The sequence below is a fragment of the Salipiger sp. ABF4_146 genome, from assembly GCF_056161345.1.
The window spans coordinates 218,560-243,956 of sequence record NZ_JBSWYX010000005.1 but is presented as its reverse complement, the minus strand read 5'-3'; the positions used below and the strand labels follow the sequence as shown (position 1 = coordinate 243,956).

Here is a 25,397-nt window from a genome sequence, read left to right as displayed (position 1 = left end):
GTCACTTCGGCAGGATCGCACGCAGGTCTTCGCTGCGGCGCTGGGTTAGTCTGGTCAGGCAGCTGAGATGGATCAGCGGCTGGATGGTTCCGCCCTCGTAGGGCGCGGCTTCGGCGGCGCAGGCGGCATCCCGATAGGGGATCCACGCGCGCTGCGCGTCGCGGACCTGCGCCATGATATCTGCAGAGACACCGGCCTTGATCTGCGCATAGACCGCGTTCAGCTCGGCGTCGGCGGCCTCGTATTCTCTGCCGGCGCAATCTCTTATCTCGATGGTGGTCTGCGCCGCAGCGCAATCGGCGGCAACGGCAGGCTCCGACAAGATGATAAGGCCCGCGAGCGCGGCCCCCGTCACGAGGGCCATGCGGCGAAAATGGGGAAACATTCCGCATTCGCGATTTCTCTTGGTGCGGCAGGCTGCCGCAGGTAACGTGGCCGTGAAGTCAGACATTGCCATTTCCCACTCCCAAGGCTGCACAGGCAAGGAGCCGCAGATGCGTAACACGTTCTTTCTTTCCTTCACCGCCCTCGCGCTTGCCTGCGGCAGCGCCCCTGCCGACGAGAGCGAGATCGCCCGTGGCGAATACCTCGTGCGCGGGCCGGCGGGCTGCGGCAATTGCCACACGCCGTTTGGCGAGGCGGGCCCCGACCTGAGCATGGAACTGGCCGGACGGCTGGTCGAGGACACTCCGATGTTCACCGCTTACGCGCCCAACATCACGCCCGCCGGGCGCATCGCCGACTGGAGCGACGCCGAACTGGCCCGCTCGATCCGCGAGGGCATCCGCCCCGATGGCACGGTGATCGGTCCGCCGATGCCCTTTGCCATGTACCGCGATCTGGGCGATGCGGACCTGTCGGCCATCGTCGCCTTCCTGCGCTCGCTCGACCCGATCGACAACGAGGTGCCTGCCTCGGTCTACAATATCCCCCTGCCCCCGGCCTACGGTCCGCCGGTCGAAAGCGTCACCGCGCCGGAGCGCGGGGTCACCGTGGAATATGGCGAATACCTCGCTCGTGCGGTCACCCACTGCATGGAGTGCCACTCGCCCATGGGCGAGACAGGCCCGATGCTCGACGGCGATCACCTCGGCCGAGGCGGCTTTGAGTTCCACGGCCCGTGGGGCAGTGTCACGGCGCCCAACCTCACCAGTTCCGAAGACGGGCTGGCCGGGTACAGCGATGCCGAGCTGAAGACGATGATCACCGAAGGCAAGCGGCCCGACGGCATGCCGATGATGCCCCCCATGCCCTACGGCTATCTGGCGCAGATGACGCCCGAGGACCTCGACGCGGTGATCCTCTACCTGCGCAACCTGCCGCCGCTGCCCGACGCCTGATCGCAGCGCAAGGCGCGCACGGGTCCGGCGCGCGACGCCGGTCCTGGCGCCATGGATGTGATCGCGCGCGCTCAAGCGACCTCCGGCATCAGCGCTGCGCCTGCGAGGGCTTGACCAGCGACAGCCGCGCCGGGCCGCAAATGCCCATCGCGGCAGGCGCCGATGGTGCCGCCACAGGCGTCAGCGCCGCGCCCTGCTGCTGCGCATAGGCGAGAAAGCTCTGCGCCATCTGCACCTGCAGCGCATATACCTGCGCGGCGGTGCGTATGGAGATCGCGGCCCAGTCCATCGGTGTGATGAAAAACAACGTCTTGCTCTCCTTGCCCTAGGTCTTTGCCGGTTCGCCGAGACGCGCCAGCGCCGCCGCCCGCGTCACCAGCCCGAGCGCTGGCCCGGACGAAACTGCGGCCCGCGCCGGCTCAGCCGCTTGCGGTTGCTGCGCGCCTTACGTTCCAGCGGTGCCGAAAAGGCGGTGATCACCGTGCCCGCAGGCGCGCCCATCATCACCGCCTGACTGGCCCGCCACCATCCTTGGATGAAGGCCGGTCCCTTCTCGGCGGTCATGCGGTAGGCTTCGGTCGGTGGCACCGACCACATGCCGGCAAACCCCAGCATTCGGTAGGCGACCACGCTCTGCGCCTCGGCGCTGAGCATTCCCAGTCGCATCATGCTTCCCGTCAGTGCCCCGAATGCCTCGAACATGGTTGCCGTCCTTATGTTGAAAGATGCGCGCCCGTCAGAGCGCTCCCATGACTTGCTGGTTGAAACCGTAGATCTTGCGCGCGCCCGAAATCGGGATCAGTTGCACCTCGCGGCGCTGGCCCGGTTCGAACCGCACGGCGGTGCCCGCGGCGATGTCGAGCCGCATGCCGCGTGCCGCGGCGCGGTCGAAATCCAGCGCCGGGTTGGTCTCGGCGAAATGGTAGTGCGAGCCGACCTGCACCGGGCGGTCGCCGGTGTTGGCGACCATCAGCGTGATCGCCTCGCGCCCCGCGTTGAGCGTCAACTCACCCTTTGCCGGAAAAAGCTCGCCGGGGATCATTTGCGGCCACCGCCATACATCCGGTACGCGCCATAAGCGCCCACCGCCAGCACGGCGATCACGGTCAGCCAGCTTTCGGCGCCATGCGGGTGGATATGCGCGCCCTCATGCGCGAGCGCTGGGGTCGCAAGCGGCAGGGCCATGAGCGGAAGGAGGTATTTCATCGTCTCACCTGTGGTCTTTGTCTCGTAAGGCCGCGTGTCAGCGGATCGGGTTGTGCACGGTCACCAGCTTGGTGCCGTCCGGAAAGGTGGCCTCGACCTGCACCTCGTGCACCATTTCGGGCACCCCTTCCATGCATTGCTCTGCCGTGATGACCTGCGCGCCCGCGTCCATCATCTCGGCCACCGAGCGGCCGTCGCGCGCGCCTTCGACCACCGCGTCGGTGATCAGCGCGATCGCTTCGGGGTAGTTGAGCTTCACGCCGCGCTCGAGGCGTTTGCGGGCCACCTCGGCGGCCATGGCCACCAGAAGCTTGTCCTTTTCGCGGGGGGTCAGTTGCATGGGTCAGATCATCCAGGGTCTTGGGAGTTCGGCGCCCGACAGGCGCCGCAGTACAGGGCAAAGGTGACGGCGCAGTTCGAAACCGTCAATGGCGAGCATGCGTAGCACGATAAGGTCGGGGTCGAGCGCCGAGACACCGGCCGAGAACACATCCTCGGTCTGAGGCAGCATCTCGCGCAGCGTATCAACCCGCGCCGCGGCCCCCGGCGCGGCCAGCACAACGCTGGCCATGGCCTGCGCGCCAGCGGCAATCGCCGGATCGCCCAGCCATGCAGAGGCATCACCGCACAGGCGCAGCCGGTCGGCCCAGACGAGCCTGCCGCCGCGGCGAATGTCGATGCGGTCGGCGTGGCGCAGGTCGGTGACGCGCTCGCCCATGGCGGTGCGCCCGAAGATCAGCGGCTCGCACAGCAGCAGGCGCGCATCCTCGGCCATCTCGACCGAGAGGCGGCGATCAAGCGCCGCGCCGTCGAACACGATGGTTTCCTGCGGCAGCCAGTCGAGCCGGGCCCCGGCCTCGATGTGCAACCGCGTCTCGACGCGACCGATTTCGCCGGGAAGCGCGCGATAGACCCGCTCTGCCGCCTGTGTGGTCAGCGCCAGATGCGCGCCCTCGCGGGCCGTCGCCTCGATCTCGAAGGCATCGCCGCCGGTCACGCCACCCGAGCTGTTCAGATAGACCGCCTGCAGCGCGTCCTGCGCGCGGGGGAACAGGAGTTTCGAGCTACCGGACATGTGCAAATCGCCGATGACGCTGGCCGCGTTGCGCCGCCGCGCGGCGATCCGGGCCTTGCCGCGGGCGCGGTTCGCCGAGCCCGAAACCGGGGCATTTCCGGCGGCACTCATCTGCGGCTGATCATAGGGAATGGACCTGTCCTCCGGTTGCCTCGCGGACCCTCTTTCAGCGGGTCGGGAACCTCAAGCAATCGGCACCTGCAGGCGCACGGTGGCGCAATGCGCAAGGGGCAACTGCCCAACGTGAATGCGAAAAACGCACAAATGCACAGTATTGCACCGAAACTGAATCACCCTTCTACGGGCCGCGTTCCATGCGCGCAGCGGTCCGGCTTGATGTCGAGAAGCGGCGTGCCGTCGACGCAGTCCAGCCCCCGCACCACCAGTACCCTGCCCTCACGGCGCAGCAACTGCACAGAGGAAATACCAATAGGGTTAGGTCGCACCGGAGAGCGCAGCGAAAACGTGCCGCGGGTCTCGCCGCTGCCACGCGGGCTTTGGGTCAGCAGGTCGCGGCGGGCACGGTCGAGCCAGTAGAGCACCTGCAACCGCTCGGCCCGCTCGACACCGTCGAGCGCAGGTTCCCAGTCAGGATCAACCTCGATGCGGCATTCGGGCCCGGCGGGATCGCCCTGCCGCGGACACTCCGCGCGGCTGGCAAACGGCGTGCGGATGCGCCCGATGAACCGCAATTGCGCGTCCTGCGCGGGCGGCACGTCTAGCGAGGTTTCGCCCGGGCGGATGTCATCCTCGGTGGTTTGGGTCATGCTGCGCTCCCCTCGTCGCGGTGTCGCGAAGAAGGTAGCGCGCGGCGGCTCAGCCCGCCAGTTCGCCGTCGTGCGCCGCGTCATAGGCCGCGACAACCTCGCGGGCGCGCGCCGCAAGATCATCGAGGCCACGGCCCGGCTTGTAGAGCCACGTGCCAATGCCGAACCCGGTGACACCGGCGGCCAGCCACTGCCCCATATTGGCAGCGCCGACGCCGCCCACAGCATAGGTCGCCGTCTCCTCGGGCAGAACCGCCTTCATTGCCTTCAACCCCTCGGGACCGACCAGCGGCGCGGGGAAGAACTTCAACCCGTCGGCGCCGGTGCGCAGCGCGGTGAACGCCTCGGTCGGGGTCAGCACGCCGGGATAACTCAGCATTCCGGCCTTCTTGGTGGCCATGATCACCCGCTGGTTCATGTCCGGAGACACCACCATCCGCGCGCCAATCTGGTTCAGGCGCAGCACGTCTTCGGGCGCCAATACCGTGCCTGCACCGATGATCGCCTCCTCGCCGAAGCCTTTCACCATTGCGGCAATGGAATCGAAGGGGCGCGGCGAGTTCAGCGGCACCTCGATCTTGGTGATGCCTGCGCCGATCAGCGCCTCGGTCACAGCGGGCGCTTCTTCGGGCGTGAGGCCGCGCAGGATGGCGATAATCTCGCGGGTCATGGGGATGTCTCCTCTTTGCGGGCCGCTTTCAGCCCTTCCAGCGTCATACGGTCTGCATCGGCGATGACCACCGGCACCGCCTGCGCCTCGAGCGCGCGGCGGTAGTGTGACACGAGCTTGCTTGCGCCCAGCAGAGCGACGCTCGTGCCCAGCCAGTAGGGTTTTGCCGCCGACAGTTCCATGCCGATCAGCAGGCCCGACAGCCGCGCCGCCGCCGTGTCGGGCGACAGCCCGTGCAGCAGCCCCTCAGCGCGCAGGGTGAACAGTTCGGCGGCAAAGGCAGCCGGGCGGCCCATCGCCTGATCCACCGCCTCGGTAAAGGCCGCATCGTCCCAGCCCTGTCCCAGACCGTGCCGCAGCACCGAGCGCTGGCTGAGCAGTTCGAAGATCTCGCCGGTCATGAAGCTGCGGAAAGAGATGATCTCTCCGGCGCTCACATGCACCCATTTGCTGTGGGTGCCGGGCAGGCAGATCACCCCATCGAAGTTCGGATTCAGCGCCAGAAAGCCGGCGACCTGCGTTTCCTCGCCCCGCATCACGTCAGCGGGGCTGACTTGCGACACGCCGGGCAGGATACGCACGTCAAGCCGGCGGTCCTTGGTCGGCACCGCGATGCCCTCGGCGGCCTTCGGCGGCGCGCAGGGAACAGACAGGTAGGGCGCTTCGACCCAGCCCTGCCGCGCCCCGGCCATACCGCAGATCAGCACCGGCGTGGCGTCGGAAAGATCGGGCAGCAAATCCAGCAAAGTCGGCTCGAACTCTTCGGGCGACAGCCGCCCCATGCCGGCGTCACTTTCGAGCCGCTCCAACACCGCGCCATCCGCCGCCATGCGCCACAGACGCAGGTTCGATGTGCCCCAGTCCACCGCGATCCAGTCGGTCGCCTCGGTCATCTGCCCTCCTCGGGTCATTTTGCTCGGCCCATTTTGCAATGCCGGTTGGTGTTAGCGCCCGCTTCGGCAGGGCGCAAGCGCGGAGACCCGCAGAGATCTGGGGGCGCTGCCCCCGCCGCGCTGCGCGCGCCTCCCCCGGCGTATTTGGACAAGAGAAGAAGAGCCTAGAGCCAGCCCCAAGCCGTTGCCACTTCCCATAGCAGCCGCAGGGTGAGCAAGGCGAGCGCCGCGTTGACGGCGGCAAAGAAGGCGCGCTCGGGCAGCCAGCGCAGCAGCCTATGCCCCGACCACGCCCCAAAGAGCGCCACGGGGGCGAGCAGCGCCACATGACCAAGGCTGCCCCACGTCACCTGCCCGGCCAGCACGTAGGGTGGTAATTTCATCCAGTTGACGCAGGCGAACAGGATCGCGGCGGTGCCGGCAAAGCGCATCTTCGAGAGCTTCTGCGGCAGGACATAGGCCTGAAAAGGCGGGCCGCCGGCGTGCGAGACGTAGCTGGTGAAGCCCGCCAGCGCGCCCCAGAACAGCCCGCGCGGCACATCGGCGGGCCGCGCCCGGTTGTCGCGCACGATCCGCCGGCGCAGCGCGTCGCCGAGGTAGTAGACCCCCACGAGCGCCACGAGAAGCTTGCCCGCCTCGGGCGGCACGCGCGAGATGAACAGGAACGCCAGCACGATGCCCAAGGCGGACGCGGGGATCAGAATGGTCAGATTGCGGCGCGAGAAGGCGCCCCGAAACAGCCACAGCGCGTAGAGATCGGCAAGGATATACATCGGCAGCAAAAGCCCCGCTGCCGCCGCGGGTGAGGTAAAGAGCGACAGGATCGGCACCCCCAGCATCGCGATCATCGGCAGCCCGCCTTTCGACGCGCCGACGCAATATGTCGCCAGCGTCGCTGCGATCCAGAACCCGCTGCCCTCGTCCATCACCCGGTATACCGCCTTCCTCGTTTACGCGGGCCCTTTCTGGACAGATCGGACGGCGGGGGAAAGCAGAAAGCGCCTGACCGGGCGAACGCGGGTCGCGCCCGCCGGAACTCGCCCGCGCCTTTGCGCATCGCTGGCGATCGGCGTCAGGCGGCGCGGGTCTGGTTGCGGCTCAGCAGCGGCACGGTCAGTTCGAGGTCTTCGGCGGGGGGCCGCAGCGGGGTCAACCCGGCCTTTTCCAGATCGGCGTGATAGGCCTGCGCGGCCTCGAGCGAACTGACCCCTTCACGCACCACGCGGCGCATGGCCCGCATCATCAGCACCGGGTCTTCGCAGTGGAAATCGGCGCGGCTGAAACTGGCGACGCGCGCACCGTGACGCTCCCCCTGCGCGAGCCGTTCGAGGCAATCGCGCGTGGTGCCGTCACCGCAGCCGGTGAGCCCGAAGATGACGCGGGTCGGGTCCCAATCGGCCAGTTCCTCCATCGCGCGGGGCCCGTGGTAGCCGACCTCGATAAACAGCGGACGCTCTTTGCGGGCGACGCCGGAGAGGCTGCGGGTCAGCACGTCATTGCGATAAGCGGCGAAATCGGCCTCGCCGGTGTCAACCCGGATCGGCGGATCAGCGGCGCGCAGGATGTGGCGCAGCCCTATGGCGGTGGCCTGCTCGCGAAATTCGGCATAGGCGCGCAGCGTGGCATGATCGAGGTCGATGTCATTGTAGAAGTTCAGCGCGTAGAGACCGAGATTGGCCACCGGACGCACATTTTCGAGCCGCGAGGAGCGGAACGGCCGCGCCGGCGCTTGCGCGTAGCACCCGCCGCGCACCTGCCAGATGTCGGTATTGTCGCTGATCCGCACCGCCGGGGTGACGTTGGAACGCGCATAGATGCCCTCTTCGCTGAACACCTCGGCAGAGGCGAGCGACGTCAGCACGATGTCGGCAAGATCGCTTTCGATCACCCGCCGCATGTCGGCGCGGTAATCGGGCGCACTGCGCAGCCGCCCATCGGGATGGCGCCCAGCGGCGGAACAGCCGCGGATCAGATCGGCGTCCTTGCAGAACGTGAGGATGAAATCGCGCGGCCCGTAACGGCCCCGTGCGATCTTGGCCAGTTTCTCGTCGATCCGTCGCATGGCACCCCTGCCTGCAGCCCTTTGCGAGGCACAGACTGAGCCAAAGAGGTTGAGCATTCGTCAACGCCGCCAGGCCGCCCGGCTCAGACCGGCACCACATCGACCTGATGCGTTGTCACATGGCTGCCTTCGGACCGCAGCGAGCCGCGCGTCGGCGCCACGTCGGAATAGTCGCGCCCGTAGGCAACGGTGACATGGTCCGCCCCGGCGAGCATGTTGTTGGTCGGGTCGATCTCGATCCAGCCGGTCTCGGTGCCGCCCCACGCCCGCACCCACGCATGCATCGCATCGGCGCCTTCCAGCCGCGGCTGGCCTTCGGGCGGCAAGGTGCGCAGAAAGCCCGAGACGTAGCCCGCCGGAATCCCCAGCGCGCGCAGCGCGGTGATCATCACATGACTGATGTCCTGACACACGCCGCGGCGGGCGCGGAACGCCTCGATCGCGGTGGTGGTCACCTCGGTGGCTTCGGGATCGAAATCGAACTCCGTGTGCAGCCGGGCGCTGACCGCCTCGATCGCCGCCTGCGCCGACATGGCCTCGCGCACCGTGTCGCGCGCGAAGGCGGCGATCTCGGGCGCGGCCGGCAGCCGCGGCGAGGGGCCAAGGAAATGATGCGGGCTGTCCGGCGCGATGCTGCGCGTCGCCGCCAGATCCTGCGCCAGCGTCCGCCAGCCCCCCGACAGATCGAGCCCGGCGGTGGGCCTCGCCTTGCGCACCCGGCCCGCGAAGGCAAAGGTGATCTTGCTCAGCCGCATGTCATGGGCCATCTCGCAGGTGGGATTGCCGAAGAAATCCGCGCCGTCGCGCCGCCAGTCCGGCGCCGGTGTCGCGCTGACCCGGCCAGAGATCAGCTGCTGGCCCTGCAGCGCGCGCGGCAGCATGCGCAGCAGCGTGCGGCTGGCCCCCGCCGGGCTGGCGTACTCGTAGGTGATCTTCAGCGAGATATCGTAGATCTGCGACATGCGACGGCTCCTTCGGCTGCGGTCAGCTCAGGTATTGCGCGGTCAACGCATGCGAGATCGCCGCCAGATCGGCGCGGAAGCCGCGCAGCCGGTCGGGGGTGATTTCAGCGGGTTCAGCGACGGCAAGCGCGGTGCGCAGCATCAGGATGCGCTTGCCGGCCTCGCCCATGGAATGCCCGCTGGCGGCGCGAATGCTCTCTTCCTCGGCCAGCAGCACATCGAGCTGGAACAGCATCGAGCGCGGGTTGCCTGCGTCCTGCGCCAGAAGGTCGATCACCGTCTCTCGCGAGGTCTCGACCGAGTAGCGGCGGCGGTGGGTCATCACGCTGTCGCCCACCTCCACGGTCAGATCGAGCCCGCCCCCCGGCGCCCGCGCATCGGTGAAGGTGGCCAGGAAGGCGGCCATCTGGTCTGTGCGCTCCAGCGCCCGCCCGGCGGTGAGGAAGCGCCAGCCGAGAAAGCGAAACATATTCTCGTGCACCAGCCCCGAGAAACCGGCGATGCGGCGCAGCAGCAGGCTCATCGCGCGCGCGGCGTCATCGCCCGGCTGGCAGCCTGTCGCCACTTCGCGGGCGGTGCTGGCCAGATCCGACAGCGCGTTCCAGCCGTCGGTCGAGAACCGGTCGCGCACTTTCGAAGCGCAGCCGCGCGACACTTCGAAAAGCTGCAGCAGCCCCGGTGGCACCGGCTCTTCGGAGGGATCGAGCCCAAAACCGGCAAGGAACTTGGCAAGGCTTTCCACCAGCGGCAGCGCATCCGGTCCGTAGTCTTCGAGCCGCAGGTGATAGGCACGGATCTGCCGCACGCCGATCTCGGCGCGCTCGACGTAGCGGCCCAGCCAGTAGAGATTGTCGGCGGCGCGCGCCGGAAGCTGCGCCGGCTGGCGGCGCAGGAACGGCCCCTTGTCACGCGGCGCCAGCGTCTCGCGCGGGACCGGGGCGTCGGCGGTGATCCAGACATCGGCCACCGAGCCGCCCGCCTGCATCGCAAGCGCCGTGGCGTCACCGCTGCGCCCGATCCGAGCATAGCCGCCCGGCATCACCGTCCAGCCCTCGGGCGTGCGCGCGGCAAAGACCCGCACCACCATCGGGCGCGGCACCAGTTGTCCGTCGACCATCGCCGGGGTGGTCGAGAGCGTCACCGCCTCCTGCCCCACGAGCGCCTCGCCCTCACGGTCGAGCCAGTCGGAGACCGAGCCATGCACGCCGCCGCGGAACTCGCCGCCAAGCGCCGTGCCCGCATCGATGTCGAAGGGCAGCTTGGTGGACTGCGCCGGGCCGATCATCATGCGCTGCAGGTTTTTTTGCACATAGTCTCGCTCCGAAGACTGACCGCACCACCATGTGGCAATGTTGGGCAGCTTCAGCGCCTCGCCGGTGAGCGCCTCGCAGATGCGCGGCAGAAAGGCCATGAGCGCGCGCGATTCCAGCGCGCCCGAGCCAAGGCAGTTGACCATGGTGATCGCCCCGGCGCGAAGCGCCGAGACCATGCCGGGCGTGCCAAGCGCCGAGCTTTCGTCCAGTTCCAGCGGGTCGGCGAAGCGTGCATCAAGACGCCGCCAGAGCACCGAGACCGGCTCGTCGCCTGCCACCGTGCGCACTTTCAACTGGCCTTTCTTGACCGCCATGTCCTCGCATTCGAGCAGCATGAAACCGAGGTATCGGGCGATATAGGCGTGCTCGTAATAGGTGTCGGTGTGCTGGCCGGGGGTGAGGATCGCCACCCTGCCCCCCTCGTCCGCGCGCAGATCGATCATCGCGTCGCGGAAGCTGCGGAAGAAGCCCGCAAGACGCTCGACGTTGGCTTTGGGGAAGAGGTCGTGGAACACCCGCCCGGTCGCCATCCGGTTTTCCAGCGCAAAGCCCGCGCCCGAGGGCGCCTGCGTCCGATCCCCCAAGACTAGCCACGAGCCGTCGGGCGAGCGCCCGATCTCGAAGGCAAGGAAATGCAGGAAATGACCGGAGCGCGGCTCGATCCCCACCACGGGCCGCAGCCACTCGGGGTTGCGCGCCACGAGGTCCGCCGGCAGGTGACCATCCTGCACAAGCTGCCCCGGCCCATAGAGATCGGCCATCACCTTCTCGAGCAACTCGGCGCGCTGCACGATGCCTTCGGAGAGCGTGGCCCATTCGCTGGCTGAAATGACCACGGGCACATGGCTCAACGGCCAGCGGCGCTCGGTCGATCCCTCGCCGGTGTGCTGACGAAAATAGACGCCGGTGTCGTCGAGATATTGATCCCCCCGCGCGAAGGCGCGGGCGCGGGTCTCGGCGCTTTGCCCGGCGAGGTGACGGATCAGCGGCTGCCACGCGGGCCGCAGACTGCCGTCGCGGCGCAGCAGTTCGTCGGCCACGCCCTTCGGCGGGCTGTAGCCTTTTAGGAACTTCGCCACCGTTTCCGGCAGCGCATGTGTCGTCTTTGCCTCCACGGCATCAGATCCCCGGCAAGCGGCGCAGATCGAGGGTCATCGGAAATTCCGGATGCGGCGTCTCGGGCGCGGGCCAATAGCTGCCCGGCGTGTGCCCCAGTTTCTCGAACCGGGCAAGCCTGCGCGCGTCGGCCTCGTTGGTATTGACCGGGAAGGTGTCGTAGTTGCGCCCGCCCGGGTGCGCCACGTGATAGCGGCACCCGCCCAGCGCCCGCCCCGTCCACGTGTCAAAGATGTCGAAGGTCAGCGGTGCATTGACAGGCAGCGTCGGGTGCAGTGCCTCGGCAGGCTGCCACGCCTTGAACCGCACGCCGCCCACGTTGACCCCCGAGGCGCCCGTGCCAGCCATTGGCACCTGCCGCCCGTTGCAGGCGACGATGTAGCGCCCTGGCTCGGTCGCCGTGAGCTGCACCTGCATGCGCTCGACCGAACTGTCGGTGTAACGCACGGTGCCGCCGATCGCGCCGCGCTCGCCCAGCACGTGCCACGGCTCCAGCGCCTGCCGCAGTTCGAGGTGTACGCCCTCGTACTCGACCTCGCCAGCGAAGGGGAAGCGGAACTCGCGCTGCGCCTCGTACCATTCTGGGCGGAAGGTGAAGCCGTGATCGCCGAGGTCGCGCAGCACATCCAGGAAGTCTTCCCAGACGAAATGCGGCAGCATGAAACGGTCATGGAGCGTGGTGCCCCAGCGCACGGGCTTGCCCTGAATGGGCGATTTCCAGAAGCGCGCCAGCAGCGCCCGGATCAGCACCTGCTGGGCAAGGCTCATCTTCGCATCGGGGGGCATCTCGAAGCCGCGGAATTCCACAAGGCCAAGGCGGCCGGTGGGGCCGTCGGGCGAGTAGAGCTTGTCGATGCAAATCTCGGCCCGGTGGGTGTTGCCGGTCACGTCGATGAGCATGTTGCGCAGCAGCCGGTCGGTAAGCCACGGCAGCGGTGGCTCGCCCTGACCCGGCGCCGGGAAGTGCGCCAGCGCGATCTCCAACTCGTAAAGGCTGTCGTGCCGCGCCTCGTCGATACGCGGGGCCTGCGAGGTCGGGCCGATGAAGAGGCCGGAGAAAAGATAACTGAGCGAGGGATGCCGCAGCCAGTGCAGGATCATCGAGCGCATCAGGTCGGGCCGGCGCAGGAACGGCGAGTCGTTCGGTGTCTCGCCGCCGACCACCACGTGGTTGCCGCCGCCGGTGCCGGTGTGCTTGCCGTCGATCATGAACTTGTCCGCGCCAAGGCGGCACTGCCGCGCCTCCTCGTAAACCGCGCTGGTGATCTCTTTGCAATCCTCCCAACTGTGCGCTGGGTGGATGTTCACCTCGATGACGCCCGGATCGGGCGCGACACGGATCACGTTCATCCGCGCGTCATGCGGCGGGGTGTACCCCTCGATATGGATCGGCAGGCCAAGGTCCTCGGCCGTGGCCTCGGCGGTGGCCAGCAGATCGAGATAGTCCTCCAGATCCTCCACTGGCGGCATGAACAGGCACAGGCGCCCGTCGCGCGGCTCGATGGCGATCGCGGTGCGCACGGCACCGCCCGCCGGATCAACCCCCTGTTCCATGATCTTCTGGCGCCGCCCTGCGTCGCGCGCCTCGGACACCGGCTGGGTGTGTTCGGGCGTCACCTCGGGCAGCATCTCGGCGGCCTCGCGTTCCTCGGTGGCGATGCGCTCCAGTTCCTCCATCAGCCGCGCGCGCCGATCGGCCTGCGCTGCGTGGAAGTCCGGCAGATCGGTCTGCGGTATGCTGGGATCGGTGGGATAAACGTATGGATACGCCGACGGTGGCACGAAGGGCAGCGCGCCCAGCGGCAGGCGGAAGCCGACCGGGCTGTCGCCGGGGATCAGGAAGAGATGCCCGCGCCGGGTCTTCCAGTGCTCAGAGCGCCATTTCGGCCCCGTTGCCTTGGACTGCCAGCGCTGCAGCGGCAGGATAAAACCCGCCGCCTCGTCGAGCCCCCGGTTGAACACACGGGCGATGCGGGCGCGGGTCTCGGGGTCTTTGAGCTTGGAGTCCTCCGGGGTCACGTTCATCGGTAGATCGGCTTCCTTGAGGATCCACTCCACCGGGTCCTCATAGGCCGGATGCACGTAATCGCCGCCAAGCCCGAGGTTCTCGGCGAACTTGGTCATATAGGCGTCGGCTTGGCGAGCATCCGCGCCGGTGGCGGTCTCCTGTGCGACCAGATCGGGGTTCTTCCACACCGGCTTGCCGTCGCGCCGCCAGTAGAGCGAGAAGGTCCAGCGCGGAAGCGTCTCGCCGGGATACCACTTGCCCTGCCCGTAGTGCAGGAAGCCGCCCGGTGCGAAACGCTCGCGCAGGCGGCGGATCAGCGTGTCGGCAAGACCGCGCTTCTGAGGCCCGACGGCGGCGGTGTTCCACTCTTCGCTTTCGAAGTCATCGATCGACACGAAGGTCGGCTCGCCGCCCATGGTGAGCCGCATGTCTTGCTTGGCTATCTCGGCGTCTACATCGTGGCCCAGCTTGTCGAGCGCGCCCCACGCCTCATCCGAGAACGGCTTGGTGATGCGCGGGTGCTCGGCCATGCGGCGCACCTGCATATCGAAAGCGAAATCGGTTTGCGTGTCCGGAGGCGCCGAGTAACCGCCCACGATGGGCGCGGCGTTGCGGTAATGCGGCGTGGCCGCCAGCGGAATATGGCTCTCGCCGGTGAGCAGCCCCGAGGTCGGATCGAGCCCGATCCAGCCCGCGCCGGGGATGAACACCTCGCACCATGCGTGCAGATCGGTGAAATCGTGATCGGTGCCCGCAGGGCCATCGAGCGCGACGAGATCGGGCTTCAGCTGGATCAGGTAGCCCGACACGAAGCGGGCGGCAAAACCCAGATGGCGCAGGATCTGCACCAGCAGCCATGAGGTGTCGCGGCACGACCCCTTGGCCAGTTGCAGCGTCTCTTCCGGCGTCTGCACGCCCGGCTCCATACGCACGATGTAGCCGATATCGCCTTGTAGCCGCGCGTTCAGCCCGACAAGGAAATCCACCGTGCGCGGCGCGCTCTTCTCGATGGTATCAAGATAGGCCTGCAGCCGCGGGCCCGCCTGTTCGGGCGTGCGGTAGATCGACAGATCCTCGGAGAAGTCCTGCGGGTATTCGAAGGGAAAGGCCTCTGCCGCCTCCTCCACGAAGAAGTCGAACGGGTTGTAGACGGTCATGTCGGCAACAAGATCGACCTCGATCTTGAACTCCGTCACCGGTTCGGGGAAGACGAAGCGCGCCAGCCAGTTGCCGTAAGGGTCTTGCTGGTGATTGACGAAATGCGCCGAGGGCGAGACCCGCAGCGAATGCGAGATGACCCGTGTGCGCGAATGCGGCGCCGGGCGAAGGCGAATGATCTGTGGCCCAAGGCTGACCGGGCGGTCGTACTTGTAATGGGTCAGGTGGTAGATGCTTGCCGTAATCGCCATTCGGAAAGTCCGCACGTAAGGAAAACTCCTCACACCTGAGCGGCTTGTCCCGATCTTGTAAAGCCTTGCGTGAGGCTGCGCCGGAAGCTTTGACCGCACCGCCCGTTCCGCGGGCGATGCGATGGCGCGGGTTTGATGCCCGTTCTCCGGGGCAAAAGGTCCGCTATCAGTTCACCGGTCAGTTCACCGGCATGACGAAGACTTCGCGCACGTCGGCGCGCGGATCGGCGTTCAGCGCAAAGATCACCGAGCGCGCGATATCCTCGGGCTTGAGCTTGTCCGGCTTACCTTCGTCAAAGAACGGCGTGTCGACCATGCCCGGCGCGATCACCGTGACCTTGGCGCCCCATTCGCGGAACTCTTCCGCGAGGTTGCCGCCGTATCCGTGCACGAACCATTTCGTCGCGCCATAAACCGACCCCTTGATATGCGTCCGCCCCGCCGCCGAGCCGGTCAGCAGCAGATGCCCGCGGTTCTTCACGAAATACGCCGAAGCCGCCTTGGCGGTCCATAGCACACCCAAGACGTTGAGCTTTACAAGCATTTCCCACTCGTCCGGCTCCCCCTTGCGCGTGCCCGCCTGCGACAAGCCCATGCCCGCGTTGGCAAAGGCGGCGTTCACATCGCCGAAATGCTTGGCGAGCTTCTCCATCGCCGCTGTCTGATCTTCAAGCGACGTCGCGTCTCCCGGCAGCGCCAGCGCATGGGGCCCCAGCTCGCGCTCCAGTTCCGCGAGCTTCTCGGCGGAGCGGGCAAAGAGCCCGACGTTCCATCCGTTTTCGACCGCCGCGCGAGCCGTCTCGGCGCCGATGCCCGAAGAGGCGCCGGTAATGAACAGGGTCTTGCGGGTCATGTTTAATCTCCTCCTAAGGAATGCGCGTCAAATTACGGGCACCGCCGTGCAGCGCGCCGTTCACCGGCAAGCTAGCGCAGCCCGCCGTCGCGCCCATGATCGCCGCCGACCTCATCGCCGCTCGCGATCCCCGCGGCCCGAGGGTGATCCGCGCTCCTCACGATCTGATGACGTAGCGGCACAGGAACGTTTCGGGGGCAGCGGCGTTTTCTTGCCGAGCAGCCTTCACTTGTTGACCAGTCAAGGAGACTTACGATGACCCGCCTCGCTCTGCTGTCCGCCGCCGCCATCTGCAGCGCCGTCGCCGCCTATGCGGCGAATGAGGCGTTCACCTCCGAAGGCCCGACGGTCATCGACATTAAGGTTGCGCCACACGAACTGGCAGAGTGCAAAGCCACGCTCAAACAGGTCGGAACAATGCCCGCGGTCGCGGATGACGGCACGCCACTGCTGTTCCAATCCAACGACGACCTGCCGCAGGTGCGCTGCGTGGCCGACACCATCTGACCACGCTGGGGGCTTCTCGTCGCCCCGAGCCCCGGTGCTGACCCGCCGACTGGTCACAGACCGGCGCGGTTGCTAATCAGGCCCCACCGCACCAGAGCGGAGAGATATCTACGGGGGGATCAGATGCAGACCACTTTTGTTGTCGGGACCCGCGGCCCCGGTCTTTACGAATTCACCCGCGACGTCGCGCAATGGGTGCATAGCACTGGGCTTCTGACCCTATTCATCCGCCACACCTCGGCCTCGCTGCTCATTCAAGAGAACGCCGACCCTGAGGTGCAAACCGATCTCACCGCCTATTTCCATCGCCTCGTGCCGCCCAGCACCGATCCGTCAATGAGCTATCTGACCCACACCTACGAAGGGCCGGACGATATGCCCGCGCATATCAAGGCGGCGATGCTTCCGGTCTCGCTGTCGATCCCGGTCAGCGACGGGCGCCTTGGGCTTGGAACGTGGCAGGGCATCTACCTCTTCGAGCACCGAAACGCCCCGCACCGGCGCGAAGTGATCGCACATCTCAGCCCCTGAGCCGCCCGAAAACACCGTTCTGGTACGTTTTCGCGGCATTTTCCCCACGGAAACCGTATTTTCTACGCCCTTCATCTTGCGGGCCAAATTGACCTCTACCCAATTTCTGGGCGCTCCCCTATAGTGGCTGTGGATAAATGGGGGATAACCTCATACCAACGGCGGAACGAAGTGATAGGGGAAAGCGATGCGCTGCCCGTTTTGTGGAAATATCGACACCCAGGTGAAGGACTCGCGCCCTGCGGAGGATCACGTCTCGATCCGGCGGCGGCGGTTCTGCCCGGCCTGCGGCGGACGGTTCACCACCTACGAGCGGGTGCAGTTGCGCGACCTCGTGGTGATCAAGGCCAATGGCCGTCGCGAGGATTTTGACCGTGACAAGCTGGAACGCTCGATCCGCATCGCGCTGCAGAAGCGCCCCATCGAGCCCGAGCGCGTCGATCAGATGATTTCCGGCGTGGTGCGCAGGCTTGAGAGCCTTGGCGAGACCGACATCCAGTCGAAACAGATCGGCGAGATCGTCATGGAGACGCTCGCGCGGATCGACACGGTGGCCTATGTGCGCTTTGCGAGCGTCTATAAGAATTTCCAAGCTGCCGACGATTTCGACAAGTTCGTCAGCGAACTGCGCCCCGGGGCCATTCCGGAGAAATGAGCGACCGAGTGAGCCCCTGGACGTGATCATCGACAAGGTGAGGCAACCGACGTGAGCGACGACCTGCGCCACATGGCCCATGCCCTGCGCCTCGGGCGCCGGGGGATGGGCAAATGCTGGCCCAATCCCGCGGTTGGTTGCGTTCTCGTGAAGGATGGCCGCATCGTTGGCCGCGGCTGGACACAGCCCGGCGGGCGCCCGCATGCCGAGGTCGTGGCGCTGGCCGATGCCGGCCCCCTCGCCCGCGGTGCCACGGCCTATGTCACGCTTGAGCCCTGCGCGCATCATGGCAAAACCCCGCCTTGCGCCTCGGCGTTGATCGCCGCAGGCGTGGCGCGTGTCGTCGCGCCGCTGGCCGATAGCGACCCGCGCGTTGCCGGCGAAGGCTTCGAGATGCTGCGCCGTGCCGGGATCGAGGTGACCTCCGGCACCATGGCCGCCGAGGCCGCGCATGACCACGCCGGGTTCTTTCTGAAGACCGAACAGGGACGGCCATGGGTCACGTTGAAGCTGGCCAACAGCTTTGACGGGCGCATTGCCACCGCCACTGGCGAGAGCCGCTGGATCACCGGCCCGGAGGCGCGCCGCGCGGTGCACGGGCTGCGCGCCAGCCATGATGCTGTGATGGTCGGTGCAGGCACCGCCCGGGCCGATGATCCGGACCTGACGGTGCGCGGCTGGGGCGATGTGCAGCAGCCGGTGCGGGTGATCGCCTCGCGGCTGATCGACGTGCCGCTGATGAGCCGCCTTGCTTCGACCGCGCGCGACGTGCCTGTTTGGATCGTGCATGGCTCGGAGGCCGCGACGGAGACCCGCCGCGCTTGGGAAAGCTGCGGCGCGACGATGTTGCAAAGCCGTGTCGCCGCCGGGCGGCTGGAGCCCGGCGCGCTGCTGTCTGCGCTTGGCAACAAGGGGCTGACCCGGGTATTTTGCGAAGGCGGCGGACAGCTCGCCGCCTCGCTTCTGGCCGCCGATTTGGTGGACGAGCTTGTCGGTTTCACCGCGGGCCTCGCATTGGGGGCCGAGGGTCGCCCGGGCATCGGCGCGATGGGCGTCGACACGCTGGCCGAGGCGCCGCGCTTCCGCTTGGTGGAAACGCGGCCGCTGGGGCAGGATGTGATGCACCGCTGGCTGAGATAGCAAACCGGGGGCGCTGCCCCCCGGACCCCCGGCGTATTTTGAGAACAATGAAAGCAGGGCGCGGCGGGGCCGCCTGCGGTGTTCAGAGTCCCTTTGCCCGGTAGCTTTTCGCGACGCGGTCGATGGCGACGATGAACCCCGCGGTGCGCAGGTCCGTGACATCGTCGCGTCCGTGCCAGATCTCGCGCATCGACTGGTACGCCGTGCGCATCGTGTCGTCGAGGCCCGAGCGCACCAGTTCCAACTCGTCCGCGCCGCGCAGGTAGCGCGCCTTGAAGGCGGGGTCGAGGTTCCACGTATCGCCAAGCGCTGTGTCGAGCCTTTCCAGTTCGTCAACCACAAGCTGGTGCCGCGCCTCTTCCTGACGGCGCTGCATCCGGCCAAAGCGGATGTGGCTGAGGTTCTTCACCCACTCGAAATAAGAGACGGTGACACCGCCGGCATTGGCGAAAAGATCGGGAATGATCACCGTGCCCCGCGCCCGCAGGATGTCATCGGCGCCGGCGGTGATCGGGCCGTTGGCGGCCTCGATGATCAGCCGTGCCTTGATGTCATGGGCGTTGCCAAGGTTGATGACCCCTTCCAGCGCTGCGGGGATGAGGATGTCACAATCCTCGGTCAGCACAGCGGCCCCGTCGCGCGTATGAGTGGCGTCGGGAAAACCGGTCAGCCCGCCGTGGCGTTGCATCCAGTCCTTGACCGCGTCGACATCGATGCCGGCCTCGTTATAGAGCGCGCCGTCGCGCTCGATGATGCCGGTGACGATGGCGCCGTCTTCCTGCGACAGGAAGCGCGCCGCGTGCGAGCCGACGTTGCCCAGCCCCTGCACGATCACCCGCTTGCCCGACAGCCCGCCCGACAGGCCCGCCGCCGCCACATCCTCGGGGTGGCGGAAGAACTCGCGCAGGGCATATTGAACGCCGCGCCCGGTGGCCTCGACCCGCCCTGCGATGCCGCCTGCGTTGAGCGGCTTGCCGGTGACGCAGGCGCGGGAGTTGATATCGGTCGTGTTCATCCGCGCGTATTGGTCGGCGATCCACGCCATCTCGCGCTCGCCGGTGCCCATATCGGGCGCGGGCACATTCTGACTGGGGTGGATCAGATCGCGCTTGCACAGCTCGTAGGCGAAGCGGCGCGTGATGAGTTCCAACTCATGTTCTTCATACTGCGTCGGGTCGATGCACAGACCGCCCTTGGAGCCGCCGAAGGGCGCCTCGACCAGCGCGCATTTGTAGGTCATCAGCGCCGCCAGCGCCTCGACCTCGTCCTGATCGACCGCGATGGCGTAGCGGATGCCACCCTTGACCGGCTCCATATGTTCGGAGTGCACCGAGCGGTATCCGGTGAAGGTCTCGATCTTGCCACGCAGGCGGACCCCGAAGCGCACCGTATAGGTGGCGTTGCAAACGCGGATTTTTTCTTCCAGCCCCGGCGGCAGGTCCATCAGGGCCACGGCGCGGTTGAACATCAAATCCACGCTCTGGCGGAATGTCGGCTCGTTGGATGGTACGACGCTCATCGGTTCTCCTCCTGACCAAGGTCACCCGGCCGGACCGCGCCGCGGCGCGCGCCCTGCTATCTGGCGTGAGAACGGCCCCGCGGGACCGACACGCCTACTTCTATTTCTGACCTATTTCGCGGCGCCGCGAAACCAAACGTTTTTCCCCGGAAAAGCAATTGTTCCCAAGTGGGAACTGGATTGGCATGCATTTTCGCTTTGTCGATCAACCTATGGAATAGGTCTAATTTTTGCCTCAAGACTTGCCCCATTTTAGCCATCATGCAGGAGGAAATACGCTTCGAATGTGTGTGTGTACGAGTAAGGGGCTCTGTTCCAGCAGGGCCGACAAGAAGGTTATTACGCATGGAAAAGCAGATTGCTTTCCGCCGGGTGCGTACCGGGCGGTGCGGGACGTCCGTTGCCGCGCTGACGCGCAGCGCCGCAGGATTCCTCCGCGATGAACATGGAAGCATGGCCTATTTCGCGCTGGCCGTTTCCATGGTGATGATGGTCTTCGGCGGCATTGGCGTCGATATGGTCTACACCGAGCTCAACCGAACCAAAGTCCAGAACACCCTTGACCGCGCCGTGCTCGCCGCGGCTGACCTCGACCAGACGCTCGAGGCTGAGGACGTGGTGTCCGATTACATGACCAAGATGGGCCTCGGCGACGCGCTGGTGTCTTCGGACGTCGACGAGGGGCTGAACTACAAGACCGTCACCGCCGACGGCCATATGGAAATGCCTTCGAAGTTCCTCAGGCTTCTGGGCGTCTCGACGGTTCAGGCCTCGGGCCACGCACAGGCCACCGAGCGGTACAACAAGGTCGAAGTGTCGCTTGTCGTCGATATCTCGGGATCGATGGCAGACAACAACAAGATGGACAACCTGAAGGACGCGGCGGGCGATTTTGTCGACACGCTGCTCTCCGACGGCAGCGAGGACCTCGTGTCGATCTCGCTGATCCCCTACTCCGAACAGGTCAACGCGGGCCCCGATATCCTGAGACAGTTGCCGGTCAACTGGAAGCACGGCTATTCGCATTGCCTTGAGTTTCCAAATGAGGCGTTCAACAGCACCGGGATTGATCGCAGCATCTCCTACGACCAGATGCAGCACTTCCAGTGGAACTACCCGGGCTACAACGCGCTGAGCGACACCGTCTGCCCGCGCTACGACTACGAGCGGATCACCCCGTTCAGCCAAGACGCAACCGCGCTGAAGCGGCAGATCAACCAGCTGTCTCCGCGCGCTGGCACCTCTATTTTCCTTGGGATGAAATGGGGCGCTGCGCTGCTCGACCCGTCAAGCCGGGATCTCACCGCCGGCCTGATCGACGAGCGCGCTGTTGACCCGATCTTCTCGGACCGGCCCGTCGCCTATGACGACGAAGACGTGCTGAAGACCGTCGTGCTGATGACCGACGGCCAGCACGACCGGTCCTTCCGCATCCGAGACCGCTACTACAACTCGGAATCCGAATATGTACACTGGAACGAACACAACCTCTGGCACTACCTGTACCGGAACGTAAACTCCTATTATCGCGGCAACTACTACTATCAGAAATACAACGCATCCACCGGCGACCGGCTGCTTGAAAACATCTGTGACGCCGCCAAGGAACAGGGTGTGATCATCTGGTCCATCGGCTTTGAAGTGCAAGATCACGGTGCCGATGTGATGGAAAGCTGCGCCTCCTCGCCGTCGCATTTCTTCCGCGTGGAAGGGGTCGAGATCGCAGAGGCCTTCTCGACCATCGCCAGCACGCTCAACCAGTTGAGGCTGACCCAATGATCGGCTTCATGAAAAACGCGCTGCGGCGCTTTGGTGGGGATGAGACCGGCTCGATGGTCGTTCCCTTCGCGCTCTGGACCCCTTTCTTCGTCGGCCTTGCGATCGCCAGCATCGAACTGGGCACCGCGACGATGCGCCAGACCACGCTCGACCGGGCGCTGGACCAGGCCGTGCGGGAAGTGAGGATCGGCACCGGCGAGGTCTATTCCTCGGACGAGATCAAGCAGATGCTCTGCGCCCGCGCGCCGATCCTGCCCAACTGCATGAACACCGTGCAACTGGAAATGATCGGACTGGACATGCGCGACTGGGAAACCCCCTCGATGACGGCCGACTGTGTCGACACCACGCTGTCGGTGACGCCCATGCGCAACTTCGTAAACGGCATCCAGCACGAGACCATGCTGCTGCGCGCCTGCTATAAATACCGCCCGATCAGCCCCGCCGGCATGCTGGCCGGGCATATGAGCAAAGACGACGAAGGCTACACCGCACTGGTGGCCACCTCGGCCTTTGTTCACGAGCCGATGTGAGGAGACGCGCCATGATGCTCAAGCACCTGACATTCGCGCGGCTGTCGCGGCCGCTTGCTCGGTTTTCCCGTCGCGACGAAGGTTATGTGACGCTCGAGGCGATGATCATGCTGCCCGTGCTGCTGCTGATCTTTACCGGCTGCTGGGTGTTCTTCGATGCCTTTCGCCAGCAGGGCGTAAGCCAAAAGGCAAACTACGTGATAGGCGATATGTTCTCGCGTGAGACCGAGGAAATCGACAGCACCTACGTCGACAACAGCTACAACCTGCTCAAGGTTCTGACCCGCACCGGCGATGGCACCTACAGCGAAGAGGTCGTCTCGCAGGTCACGAGCGGGGACAGTTACCCCACCGACCTGCGGGTCTCCGTGGTGAGCTACAAATCGGCCAACGACCGGTACTCGGTCGAATGGTCCGAGGTGCGGGGCGATCCTCAGCCGCTCACCGATTCCGACGTGCGGAACTACAGCGCGCAATTGCCGGAGTTGGCCGACGGCGATCAGGTGATCGTGGTAGAGACGTGGGACGACTACTACCCGCTATTCCGCGTTGGCCTTGATGCGTTCACCATCCGCTCGTTCAGCTTCACGCAGCCGCGCTATGCGCCGCAGCTTCTGTTCGCCAGCGACCGGAACGGCAACAACGGGTGGGGCAACGGCGATCAAAGCGCGCCGGGCAACTCGGAGTGCAACAACAACGCCGAGAACGCCACCGATTGCGACAACTCGGATGGCCGGTACAACAACGAGCCGGGTTCCGGCTACGGCAGAGGGAATGGCCAAGGGAACGGCGCAGGAAATGGGCGAGGGAACGGCCCGGGCCGAGGCTGACCCCCGTCACGGAACGACAAAGGCCGCGGCACCCGCCGCGGCCTTTTTGCGTGTCTGATGTCGCGTTCGGCTTACGCCTCAGGCGGCAACTCACCTTCGCGGCGCATAATCAGAACCGCCAGAATATCAGCCATAGGTTTGGTGTCGCGCGCGGCCGTCACGCCGCCCACGGCAACCCGCTTGCCGGTGCGCCACCAAAGGCCCGGCAGCCATGCCCGCGGGCCCGGCTCCTTGAGGGTCAGCGCAAAGCCGTTCGACGGCTTCATGGCAAAGGCGCCGCGGTCGACCTTGGCGACATTCTCGATCCGCGCGATCACCGCGCCGGAACTGTCGGTAAGCGCTTCTTCGGTCAGCACCAGCTCGCGCGAGGTGGCGCGCCACATGATCTGCGCGACCCACAGCGCCCCGACGCCCAGCACGATCAGGAACACCAGCCAGATCACGGCGGCGGGCGGCTGCGTCACCGCGAGATAAAGCAAAAGCAGGCCAAGCCCGCCCAGCGTGCCAACCCCGATCACCCGCCGCGGCATGGTGGCCGAGGCGCGCGCAAGAATTTTGCCGTCTTGATTGTCTTCCATGGGGCCTCCCTGCCCGATTGCCTGTCCGACCCTGATCGCCGGCCTGTTCACCGAAGGTCCGCGCCCCCGGACGCGGACGCCCACGGGCGTCCTAGTCGCGCTGCGGATCGCGCGGGTAGACCCCGAGGATCTCGATGTTCTCGGTGAAGTAGTCCAATTCATCCAGCGCCCGCCGCACCGCCGGATCGTCGGGATGGCCCTCGATGTCGGCATAGAACTGGGTTGCGGTGAACGAGCCGCCGACCATGTAGCTTTCGAGCTTGGTCATGTTGACACCGTTGGTGGCGAAACCGCCCATCGCCTTGTAGAGCGCGGCGGGGATGTTGCGCACCTGAAAAACGAAGGTGGTGATCATCCCATGATCGCCCCGACGCTGATGATTCGCCTCCGGCGACATCACCAGAAAGCGCGTGGTGTTGTTGCTCTGGTCCTCGATGTGGCGGGCCAGAACGTCGAGCCCGTAGATCTCGCCCGCCAGTTCCGAGGCCAATGCGGCGATCTCCGGCTTACCCATCTCGGCCACCTGCCGCGCCGAACCCGCGGTGTCGGCGCCGGTCAGGCGCTTGATCCCGTGTTTGCTCAGAAACTCGCGGCATTGGCCGAGCAGCACCGTGTGGCTCATCGCCTTCTCGACCTTGTCGAGCGGCGTGCCGGGCATGGCCAGAAGATTGATATGCACCCGCACGAAGGCTTCGTCGATGATGTGCAACCCCGAATGCGGCAGCAGCTGGTGGATGTCCGCGACGCGGCCATAGGTCGAATTTTCCACCGGCAGCATCGCCAGCGACGCCTCACCGCTACGCACCGCCTCGATCGCATCCTCGAAGGTGCGGCACGGCACTGCCTCCATGTCCGGACGGGCGTCGCGGCAGGCCTGATGCGAATAGGCGCCAAGCTCTCCCTGGAAGGCAATGCGGTGGGTCATGTCAGTCTCGCGTCGTTTTAGAAACACTTGAGCCTTGTGGGCATTTGGTCGCGGCTACTATACCTTGCCAGAGGCCAAGGGAAGCCGTAGACCACTTTGCGACGGTTATCTTTCGACGCCCAGACTTGGGGAGGACACGCGAGACATGTTTGATACCATGACCTTGACGAAAGTAGTGGGCGGCGTCTGCGGCGCTTTCCTGATCTTTCTGCTGGGCGGCTGGGTTGGCGAAGGCCTGTACCACGTCGGCGGCAGTCACGGGGAGGAGGTCGCCTCCTATGTGATCGAGGTGGAAGAGAGCGGCGGCGGCGAGCCGGAAGAAGAAGTCGACTTCGAAACGCTGATGGCGTCTGCCGATGCAGGCCGGGGTGAGCGCGTCTTCGGCAAGTGCCGCGCCTGCCACAAGATCGACGGCAGCGACGCGACCGGCCCGCACCTCGACGGCGTGGTGGGCCGCGATATCGCCGCGGTGGATGGTTTCAGCTACTCCGGCGCGCTTGAGCAGGTGGGCGACGTCTGGAGCCCCGAGAACCTCTTTGCCTTCCTGGAGGACCCGCGCGGCGTGGCCTCGGGCACCACGATGTCCTTTGCCGGCCTGAACAGCGCCGAGGACCGGGTGAACCTGATCGCCTATCTGGACTCGCTGGGCGGCTGAGTTTGCGCCCACACAACGGATTGCAAAGGCCACGGCAACGCGCCGTGGCCTTTTTCTTTGCGTCGCAGGCT

General features: G+C 66.1%; 28 protein-coding genes. 9 read left to right on the top strand and 19 right to left on the bottom strand.

The genetic code is table 11. The annotated features are described in order from the left end of the window. Nucleotide 1 precedes the first annotated feature (1 nt). Nucleotides 2-385, bottom strand: coding sequence for a lysozyme inhibitor LprI family protein (locus tag ACXAJT_RS09670; protein WP_475234792.1), 384 nt, complete (start codon nt 383-385; stop codon nt 2-4). Nucleotides 386-494: 109 nt separating this feature from the next. On the opposite strand from ACXAJT_RS09670, the gene ACXAJT_RS09665 reads away from it, so the two are divergent. Then, nucleotides 495-1,340 carry a c-type cytochrome gene (locus tag ACXAJT_RS09665; RefSeq protein ID WP_475234791.1) on the top strand — a complete coding sequence of 282 codons (846 nt, stop codon included), beginning with the start codon at nt 495-497 and terminating at the stop codon, nt 1,338-1,340. Between the two features lie 88 nt (nt 1,341-1,428). Here the strand turns inward: ACXAJT_RS09665 and ACXAJT_RS09660 are convergent, their stop codons facing one another. The 15 genes from ACXAJT_RS09660 to ACXAJT_RS09590 form a co-directional block, all read right to left on the bottom strand. Further along, nucleotides 1,429-1,647 carry a hypothetical protein gene (locus tag ACXAJT_RS09660; RefSeq protein WP_475234790.1) on the bottom strand — a complete coding sequence of 73 codons (219 nt, stop codon included), beginning with the start codon at nt 1,645-1,647 and terminating at the stop codon, nt 1,429-1,431. Nucleotides 1,648-1,712: 65 nt separating this feature from the next. Beyond that, nucleotides 1,713-2,042: an antifreeze protein gene (locus ACXAJT_RS09655; protein ID WP_475234788.1), complete on the bottom strand. Its 330-nt coding sequence runs from the start codon at nt 2,040-2,042 to the stop codon at nt 1,713-1,715. 34 nt (nt 2,043-2,076) lie between these two features. Then, nucleotides 2,077-2,382 (bottom strand): urease subunit beta, encoded by a 306-nt coding sequence (locus ACXAJT_RS09650; RefSeq protein WP_475234787.1) that lies wholly within the window; start codon nt 2,380-2,382, stop codon nt 2,077-2,079. Further along, nucleotides 2,379-2,546 carry a hypothetical protein gene (locus ACXAJT_RS09645; RefSeq protein WP_475234786.1) on the bottom strand — a complete coding sequence of 56 codons (168 nt, stop codon included), beginning with the start codon at nt 2,544-2,546 and terminating at the stop codon, nt 2,379-2,381. Before ACXAJT_RS09645 ends, ACXAJT_RS09650 begins: the two co-directional genes overlap by 4 nt. A 37-nt stretch (nt 2,547-2,583) precedes the next feature. Continuing rightward, a complete protein-coding gene (locus ACXAJT_RS09640) occupies nt 2,584-2,886 on the bottom strand; it encodes an urease subunit gamma (protein WP_475234785.1) in 303 nt (100 codons plus the stop codon). A gap of 3 nt (nt 2,887-2,889) precedes the next feature. Beyond that, nucleotides 2,890-3,732: an urease accessory protein UreD gene (locus ACXAJT_RS09635; RefSeq protein ID WP_475234784.1), complete on the bottom strand. Its 843-nt coding sequence runs from the start codon at nt 3,730-3,732 to the stop codon at nt 2,890-2,892. A gap of 179 nt (nt 3,733-3,911) precedes the next feature. Further along, the gene (gene tsaA / locus ACXAJT_RS09630) at nt 3,912-4,388 is read right to left on the bottom strand and encodes a tRNA (N6-threonylcarbamoyladenosine(37)-N6)-methyltransferase TrmO (RefSeq protein ID WP_475234783.1); all 477 of its coding nucleotides are present in this window, start codon (nt 4,386-4,388) and stop codon (nt 3,912-3,914) included. A 49-nt stretch (nt 4,389-4,437) separates the two neighbouring features. After that, a complete protein-coding gene (locus ACXAJT_RS09625; RefSeq protein WP_475234781.1) occupies nt 4,438-5,058 on the bottom strand; it encodes a 2-dehydro-3-deoxy-6-phosphogalactonate aldolase in 621 nt (206 codons plus the stop codon). After that, entirely contained in the window at nt 5,055-5,951 is an 897-nt protein-coding gene (locus tag ACXAJT_RS09620) for a 2-dehydro-3-deoxygalactonokinase (RefSeq protein WP_475234780.1), read from the bottom strand. Before ACXAJT_RS09620 ends, ACXAJT_RS09625 begins: the two co-directional genes overlap by 4 nt. Before the next feature lie 164 nt (nt 5,952-6,115). Beyond that, on the bottom strand, nt 6,116-6,877 hold the full coding sequence (locus ACXAJT_RS09615) for a sulfite exporter TauE/SafE family protein (protein WP_475234778.1): 762 nt from the start codon (nt 6,875-6,877) through the stop codon (nt 6,116-6,118). A gap of 146 nt (nt 6,878-7,023) precedes the next feature. Beyond that, nucleotides 7,024-8,013 carry a hypothetical protein gene (locus ACXAJT_RS09610; protein ID WP_475234777.1) on the bottom strand — a complete coding sequence of 330 codons (990 nt, stop codon included), beginning with the start codon at nt 8,011-8,013 and terminating at the stop codon, nt 7,024-7,026. An 83-nt stretch (nt 8,014-8,096) separates the two neighbouring features. Further along, on the bottom strand, nt 8,097-8,975 hold the full coding sequence (locus ACXAJT_RS09605) for a transglutaminase family protein (RefSeq protein WP_475234775.1): 879 nt from the start codon (nt 8,973-8,975) through the stop codon (nt 8,097-8,099). Nucleotides 8,976-8,997: 22 nt separating this feature from the next. Beyond that, nucleotides 8,998-11,403, bottom strand: coding sequence for a circularly permuted type 2 ATP-grasp protein (locus tag ACXAJT_RS09600; RefSeq protein WP_475234774.1), 2,406 nt, complete (start codon nt 11,401-11,403; stop codon nt 8,998-9,000). A gap of 4 nt (nt 11,404-11,407) precedes the next feature. Continuing rightward, a complete protein-coding gene (locus ACXAJT_RS09595) occupies nt 11,408-14,821 on the bottom strand; it encodes a transglutaminase family protein (RefSeq protein WP_475234773.1) in 3,414 nt (1,137 codons plus the stop codon). Nucleotides 14,822-14,999: 178 nt separating this feature from the next. Continuing rightward, the gene (locus ACXAJT_RS09590) at nt 15,000-15,674 is read right to left on the bottom strand and encodes an SDR family oxidoreductase (protein ID WP_475234771.1); all 675 of its coding nucleotides are present in this window, start codon (nt 15,672-15,674) and stop codon (nt 15,000-15,002) included. A gap of 255 nt (nt 15,675-15,929) precedes the next feature. Between ACXAJT_RS09590 and ACXAJT_RS09585 the strand changes: the two genes are divergently transcribed. From ACXAJT_RS09585 to ribD, 4 genes are all read left to right on the top strand, one after another. Then, nucleotides 15,930-16,181: a hypothetical protein gene (locus ACXAJT_RS09585; RefSeq protein WP_475234770.1), complete on the top strand. Its 252-nt coding sequence runs from the start codon at nt 15,930-15,932 to the stop codon at nt 16,179-16,181. Between the two features lie 123 nt (nt 16,182-16,304). Continuing rightward, nucleotides 16,305-16,712 (top strand): secondary thiamine-phosphate synthase enzyme YjbQ, encoded by a 408-nt coding sequence (locus ACXAJT_RS09580; RefSeq protein ID WP_475234769.1) that lies wholly within the window; start codon nt 16,305-16,307, stop codon nt 16,710-16,712. Nucleotides 16,713-16,899: 187 nt separating this feature from the next. After that, the gene (gene nrdR / locus ACXAJT_RS09575; protein ID WP_475234768.1) at nt 16,900-17,367 is read left to right on the top strand and encodes a transcriptional regulator NrdR; all 468 of its coding nucleotides are present in this window, start codon (nt 16,900-16,902) and stop codon (nt 17,365-17,367) included. Between the two features lie 72 nt (nt 17,368-17,439). Further along, nucleotides 17,440-18,507: a bifunctional diaminohydroxyphosphoribosylaminopyrimidine deaminase/5-amino-6-(5-phosphoribosylamino)uracil reductase RibD gene (gene ribD, locus ACXAJT_RS09570; RefSeq protein WP_475234885.1), complete on the top strand. Its 1,068-nt coding sequence runs from the start codon at nt 17,440-17,442 to the stop codon at nt 18,505-18,507. An 82-nt stretch (nt 18,508-18,589) separates the two neighbouring features. Here the strand turns inward: ribD and ACXAJT_RS09565 are convergent, their stop codons facing one another. Next, nucleotides 18,590-20,026 carry a Glu/Leu/Phe/Val family dehydrogenase gene (locus ACXAJT_RS09565; RefSeq protein WP_475234766.1) on the bottom strand — a complete coding sequence of 479 codons (1,437 nt, stop codon included), beginning with the start codon at nt 20,024-20,026 and terminating at the stop codon, nt 18,590-18,592. Nucleotides 20,027-20,371: 345 nt separating this feature from the next. Here ACXAJT_RS09565 and ACXAJT_RS09560 point away from each other — a divergent pair, with 345 nt between their 5' ends. Genes ACXAJT_RS09560 through ACXAJT_RS09550 form a run of 3 tightly spaced genes read left to right on the top strand, consistent with a single transcriptional unit; the run spans nt 20,372 to nt 23,168 of the window. Continuing rightward, nucleotides 20,372-21,805, top strand: coding sequence for a TadE/TadG family type IV pilus assembly protein (locus ACXAJT_RS09560; protein WP_475234765.1), 1,434 nt, complete (start codon nt 20,372-20,374; stop codon nt 21,803-21,805). 8 nt (nt 21,806-21,813) lie between these two features. Next, nucleotides 21,814-22,338, top strand: a complete 525-nt coding sequence (locus tag ACXAJT_RS09555; RefSeq protein ID WP_475234764.1) for a TadE/TadG family type IV pilus assembly protein — start codon at nt 21,814-21,816, stop codon at nt 22,336-22,338. Between the two features lie 11 nt (nt 22,339-22,349). Next, nucleotides 22,350-23,168, top strand: a complete 819-nt coding sequence (locus tag ACXAJT_RS09550) for a TadE/TadG family type IV pilus assembly protein (protein ID WP_475234763.1) — start codon at nt 22,350-22,352, stop codon at nt 23,166-23,168. A 71-nt stretch (nt 23,169-23,239) separates the two neighbouring features. On the opposite strand, the gene ACXAJT_RS09545 is transcribed toward ACXAJT_RS09550, so the two are convergent. Both ACXAJT_RS09545 and ACXAJT_RS09540 read right to left on the bottom strand, forming a co-directional pair. Next, complete coding sequence (locus ACXAJT_RS09545) at nt 23,240-23,746, bottom strand: hypothetical protein (RefSeq protein WP_475234761.1); 507 nt, start codon at nt 23,744-23,746, stop codon at nt 23,240-23,242. A gap of 91 nt (nt 23,747-23,837) precedes the next feature. Next, a complete protein-coding gene (locus ACXAJT_RS09540) occupies nt 23,838-24,671 on the bottom strand; it encodes a prephenate dehydratase (protein ID WP_475234759.1) in 834 nt (277 codons plus the stop codon). Between the two features lie 145 nt (nt 24,672-24,816). Between ACXAJT_RS09540 and ACXAJT_RS09535 the strand changes: the two genes are divergently transcribed. Continuing rightward, entirely contained in the window at nt 24,817-25,326 is a 510-nt protein-coding gene (locus tag ACXAJT_RS09535) for a c-type cytochrome (RefSeq protein WP_475234758.1), read from the top strand. Nucleotides 25,327-25,397 lie beyond the last annotated feature (71 nt).

Bases quoted from the DNA above. Each gene is read 5' to 3' on its own strand.
- ACXAJT_RS09670 (WP_475234792.1), bottom strand. From the start codon at position 385: ATGTTTCCCCATTTTCGCCGCATGGCCCTCGTGACGGGGGCCGCGCTC.
- ACXAJT_RS09665 (WP_475234791.1), top strand. From the start codon at position 495: ATGCGTAACACGTTCTTTCTTTCCTTCACCGCCCTCGCGCTTGCCTGC.
- ACXAJT_RS09655 (WP_475234788.1), bottom strand. From the start codon at position 2,042: ATGTTCGAGGCATTCGGGGCACTGACGGGAAGCATGATGCGACTGGGA.
- ACXAJT_RS09650 (WP_475234787.1), bottom strand. From the start codon at position 2,382: ATGATCCCCGGCGAGCTTTTTCCGGCAAAGGGTGAGTTGACGCTCAAC.
- ACXAJT_RS09645 (WP_475234786.1), bottom strand. From the start codon at position 2,546: ATGAAATACCTCCTTCCGCTCATGGCCCTGCCGCTTGCGACCCCAGCG.
- ACXAJT_RS09640 (WP_475234785.1), bottom strand. From the start codon at position 2,886: ATGCAACTGACCCCCCGCGAAAAGGACAAGCTTCTGGTGGCCATGGCC.
- ACXAJT_RS09635 (WP_475234784.1), bottom strand. From the start codon at position 3,732: ATGAGTGCCGCCGGAAATGCCCCGGTTTCGGGCTCGGCGAACCGCGCC.
- tsaA (WP_475234783.1), bottom strand. From the start codon at position 4,388: ATGACCCAAACCACCGAGGATGACATCCGCCCGGGCGAAACCTCGCTA.
- ACXAJT_RS09625 (WP_475234781.1), bottom strand. From the start codon at position 5,058: ATGACCCGCGAGATTATCGCCATCCTGCGCGGCCTCACGCCCGAAGAA.
- ACXAJT_RS09620 (WP_475234780.1), bottom strand. From the start codon at position 5,951: ATGACCGAGGCGACCGACTGGATCGCGGTGGACTGGGGCACATCGAAC.
- ACXAJT_RS09615 (WP_475234778.1), bottom strand. From the start codon at position 6,877: ATGGACGAGGGCAGCGGGTTCTGGATCGCAGCGACGCTGGCGACATAT.
- ACXAJT_RS09610 (WP_475234777.1), bottom strand. From the start codon at position 8,013: ATGCGACGGATCGACGAGAAACTGGCCAAGATCGCACGGGGCCGTTAC.
- ACXAJT_RS09605 (WP_475234775.1), bottom strand. From the start codon at position 8,975: ATGTCGCAGATCTACGATATCTCGCTGAAGATCACCTACGAGTACGCC.
- ACXAJT_RS09595 (WP_475234773.1), bottom strand. From the start codon at position 14,821: ATGGCGATTACGGCAAGCATCTACCACCTGACCCATTACAAGTACGAC.
- ACXAJT_RS09590 (WP_475234771.1), bottom strand. From the start codon at position 15,674: ATGACCCGCAAGACCCTGTTCATTACCGGCGCCTCTTCGGGCATCGGC.
- ACXAJT_RS09585 (WP_475234770.1), top strand. From the start codon at position 15,930: ATGACCCGCCTCGCTCTGCTGTCCGCCGCCGCCATCTGCAGCGCCGTC.
- ACXAJT_RS09580 (WP_475234769.1), top strand. From the start codon at position 16,305: ATGCAGACCACTTTTGTTGTCGGGACCCGCGGCCCCGGTCTTTACGAA.
- nrdR (WP_475234768.1), top strand. From the start codon at position 16,900: ATGCGCTGCCCGTTTTGTGGAAATATCGACACCCAGGTGAAGGACTCG.
- ribD (WP_475234885.1), top strand. From the start codon at position 17,440: ATGGCCCATGCCCTGCGCCTCGGGCGCCGGGGGATGGGCAAATGCTGG.
- ACXAJT_RS09565 (WP_475234766.1), bottom strand. From the start codon at position 20,026: ATGAGCGTCGTACCATCCAACGAGCCGACATTCCGCCAGAGCGTGGAT.
- ACXAJT_RS09560 (WP_475234765.1), top strand. From the start codon at position 20,372: ATGGAAAAGCAGATTGCTTTCCGCCGGGTGCGTACCGGGCGGTGCGGG.
- ACXAJT_RS09555 (WP_475234764.1), top strand. From the start codon at position 21,814: ATGAAAAACGCGCTGCGGCGCTTTGGTGGGGATGAGACCGGCTCGATG.
- ACXAJT_RS09550 (WP_475234763.1), top strand. From the start codon at position 22,350: ATGATGCTCAAGCACCTGACATTCGCGCGGCTGTCGCGGCCGCTTGCT.
- ACXAJT_RS09545 (WP_475234761.1), bottom strand. From the start codon at position 23,746: ATGGAAGACAATCAAGACGGCAAAATTCTTGCGCGCGCCTCGGCCACC.
- ACXAJT_RS09540 (WP_475234759.1), bottom strand. From the start codon at position 24,671: ATGACCCACCGCATTGCCTTCCAGGGAGAGCTTGGCGCCTATTCGCAT.
- ACXAJT_RS09535 (WP_475234758.1), top strand. From the start codon at position 24,817: ATGTTTGATACCATGACCTTGACGAAAGTAGTGGGCGGCGTCTGCGGC.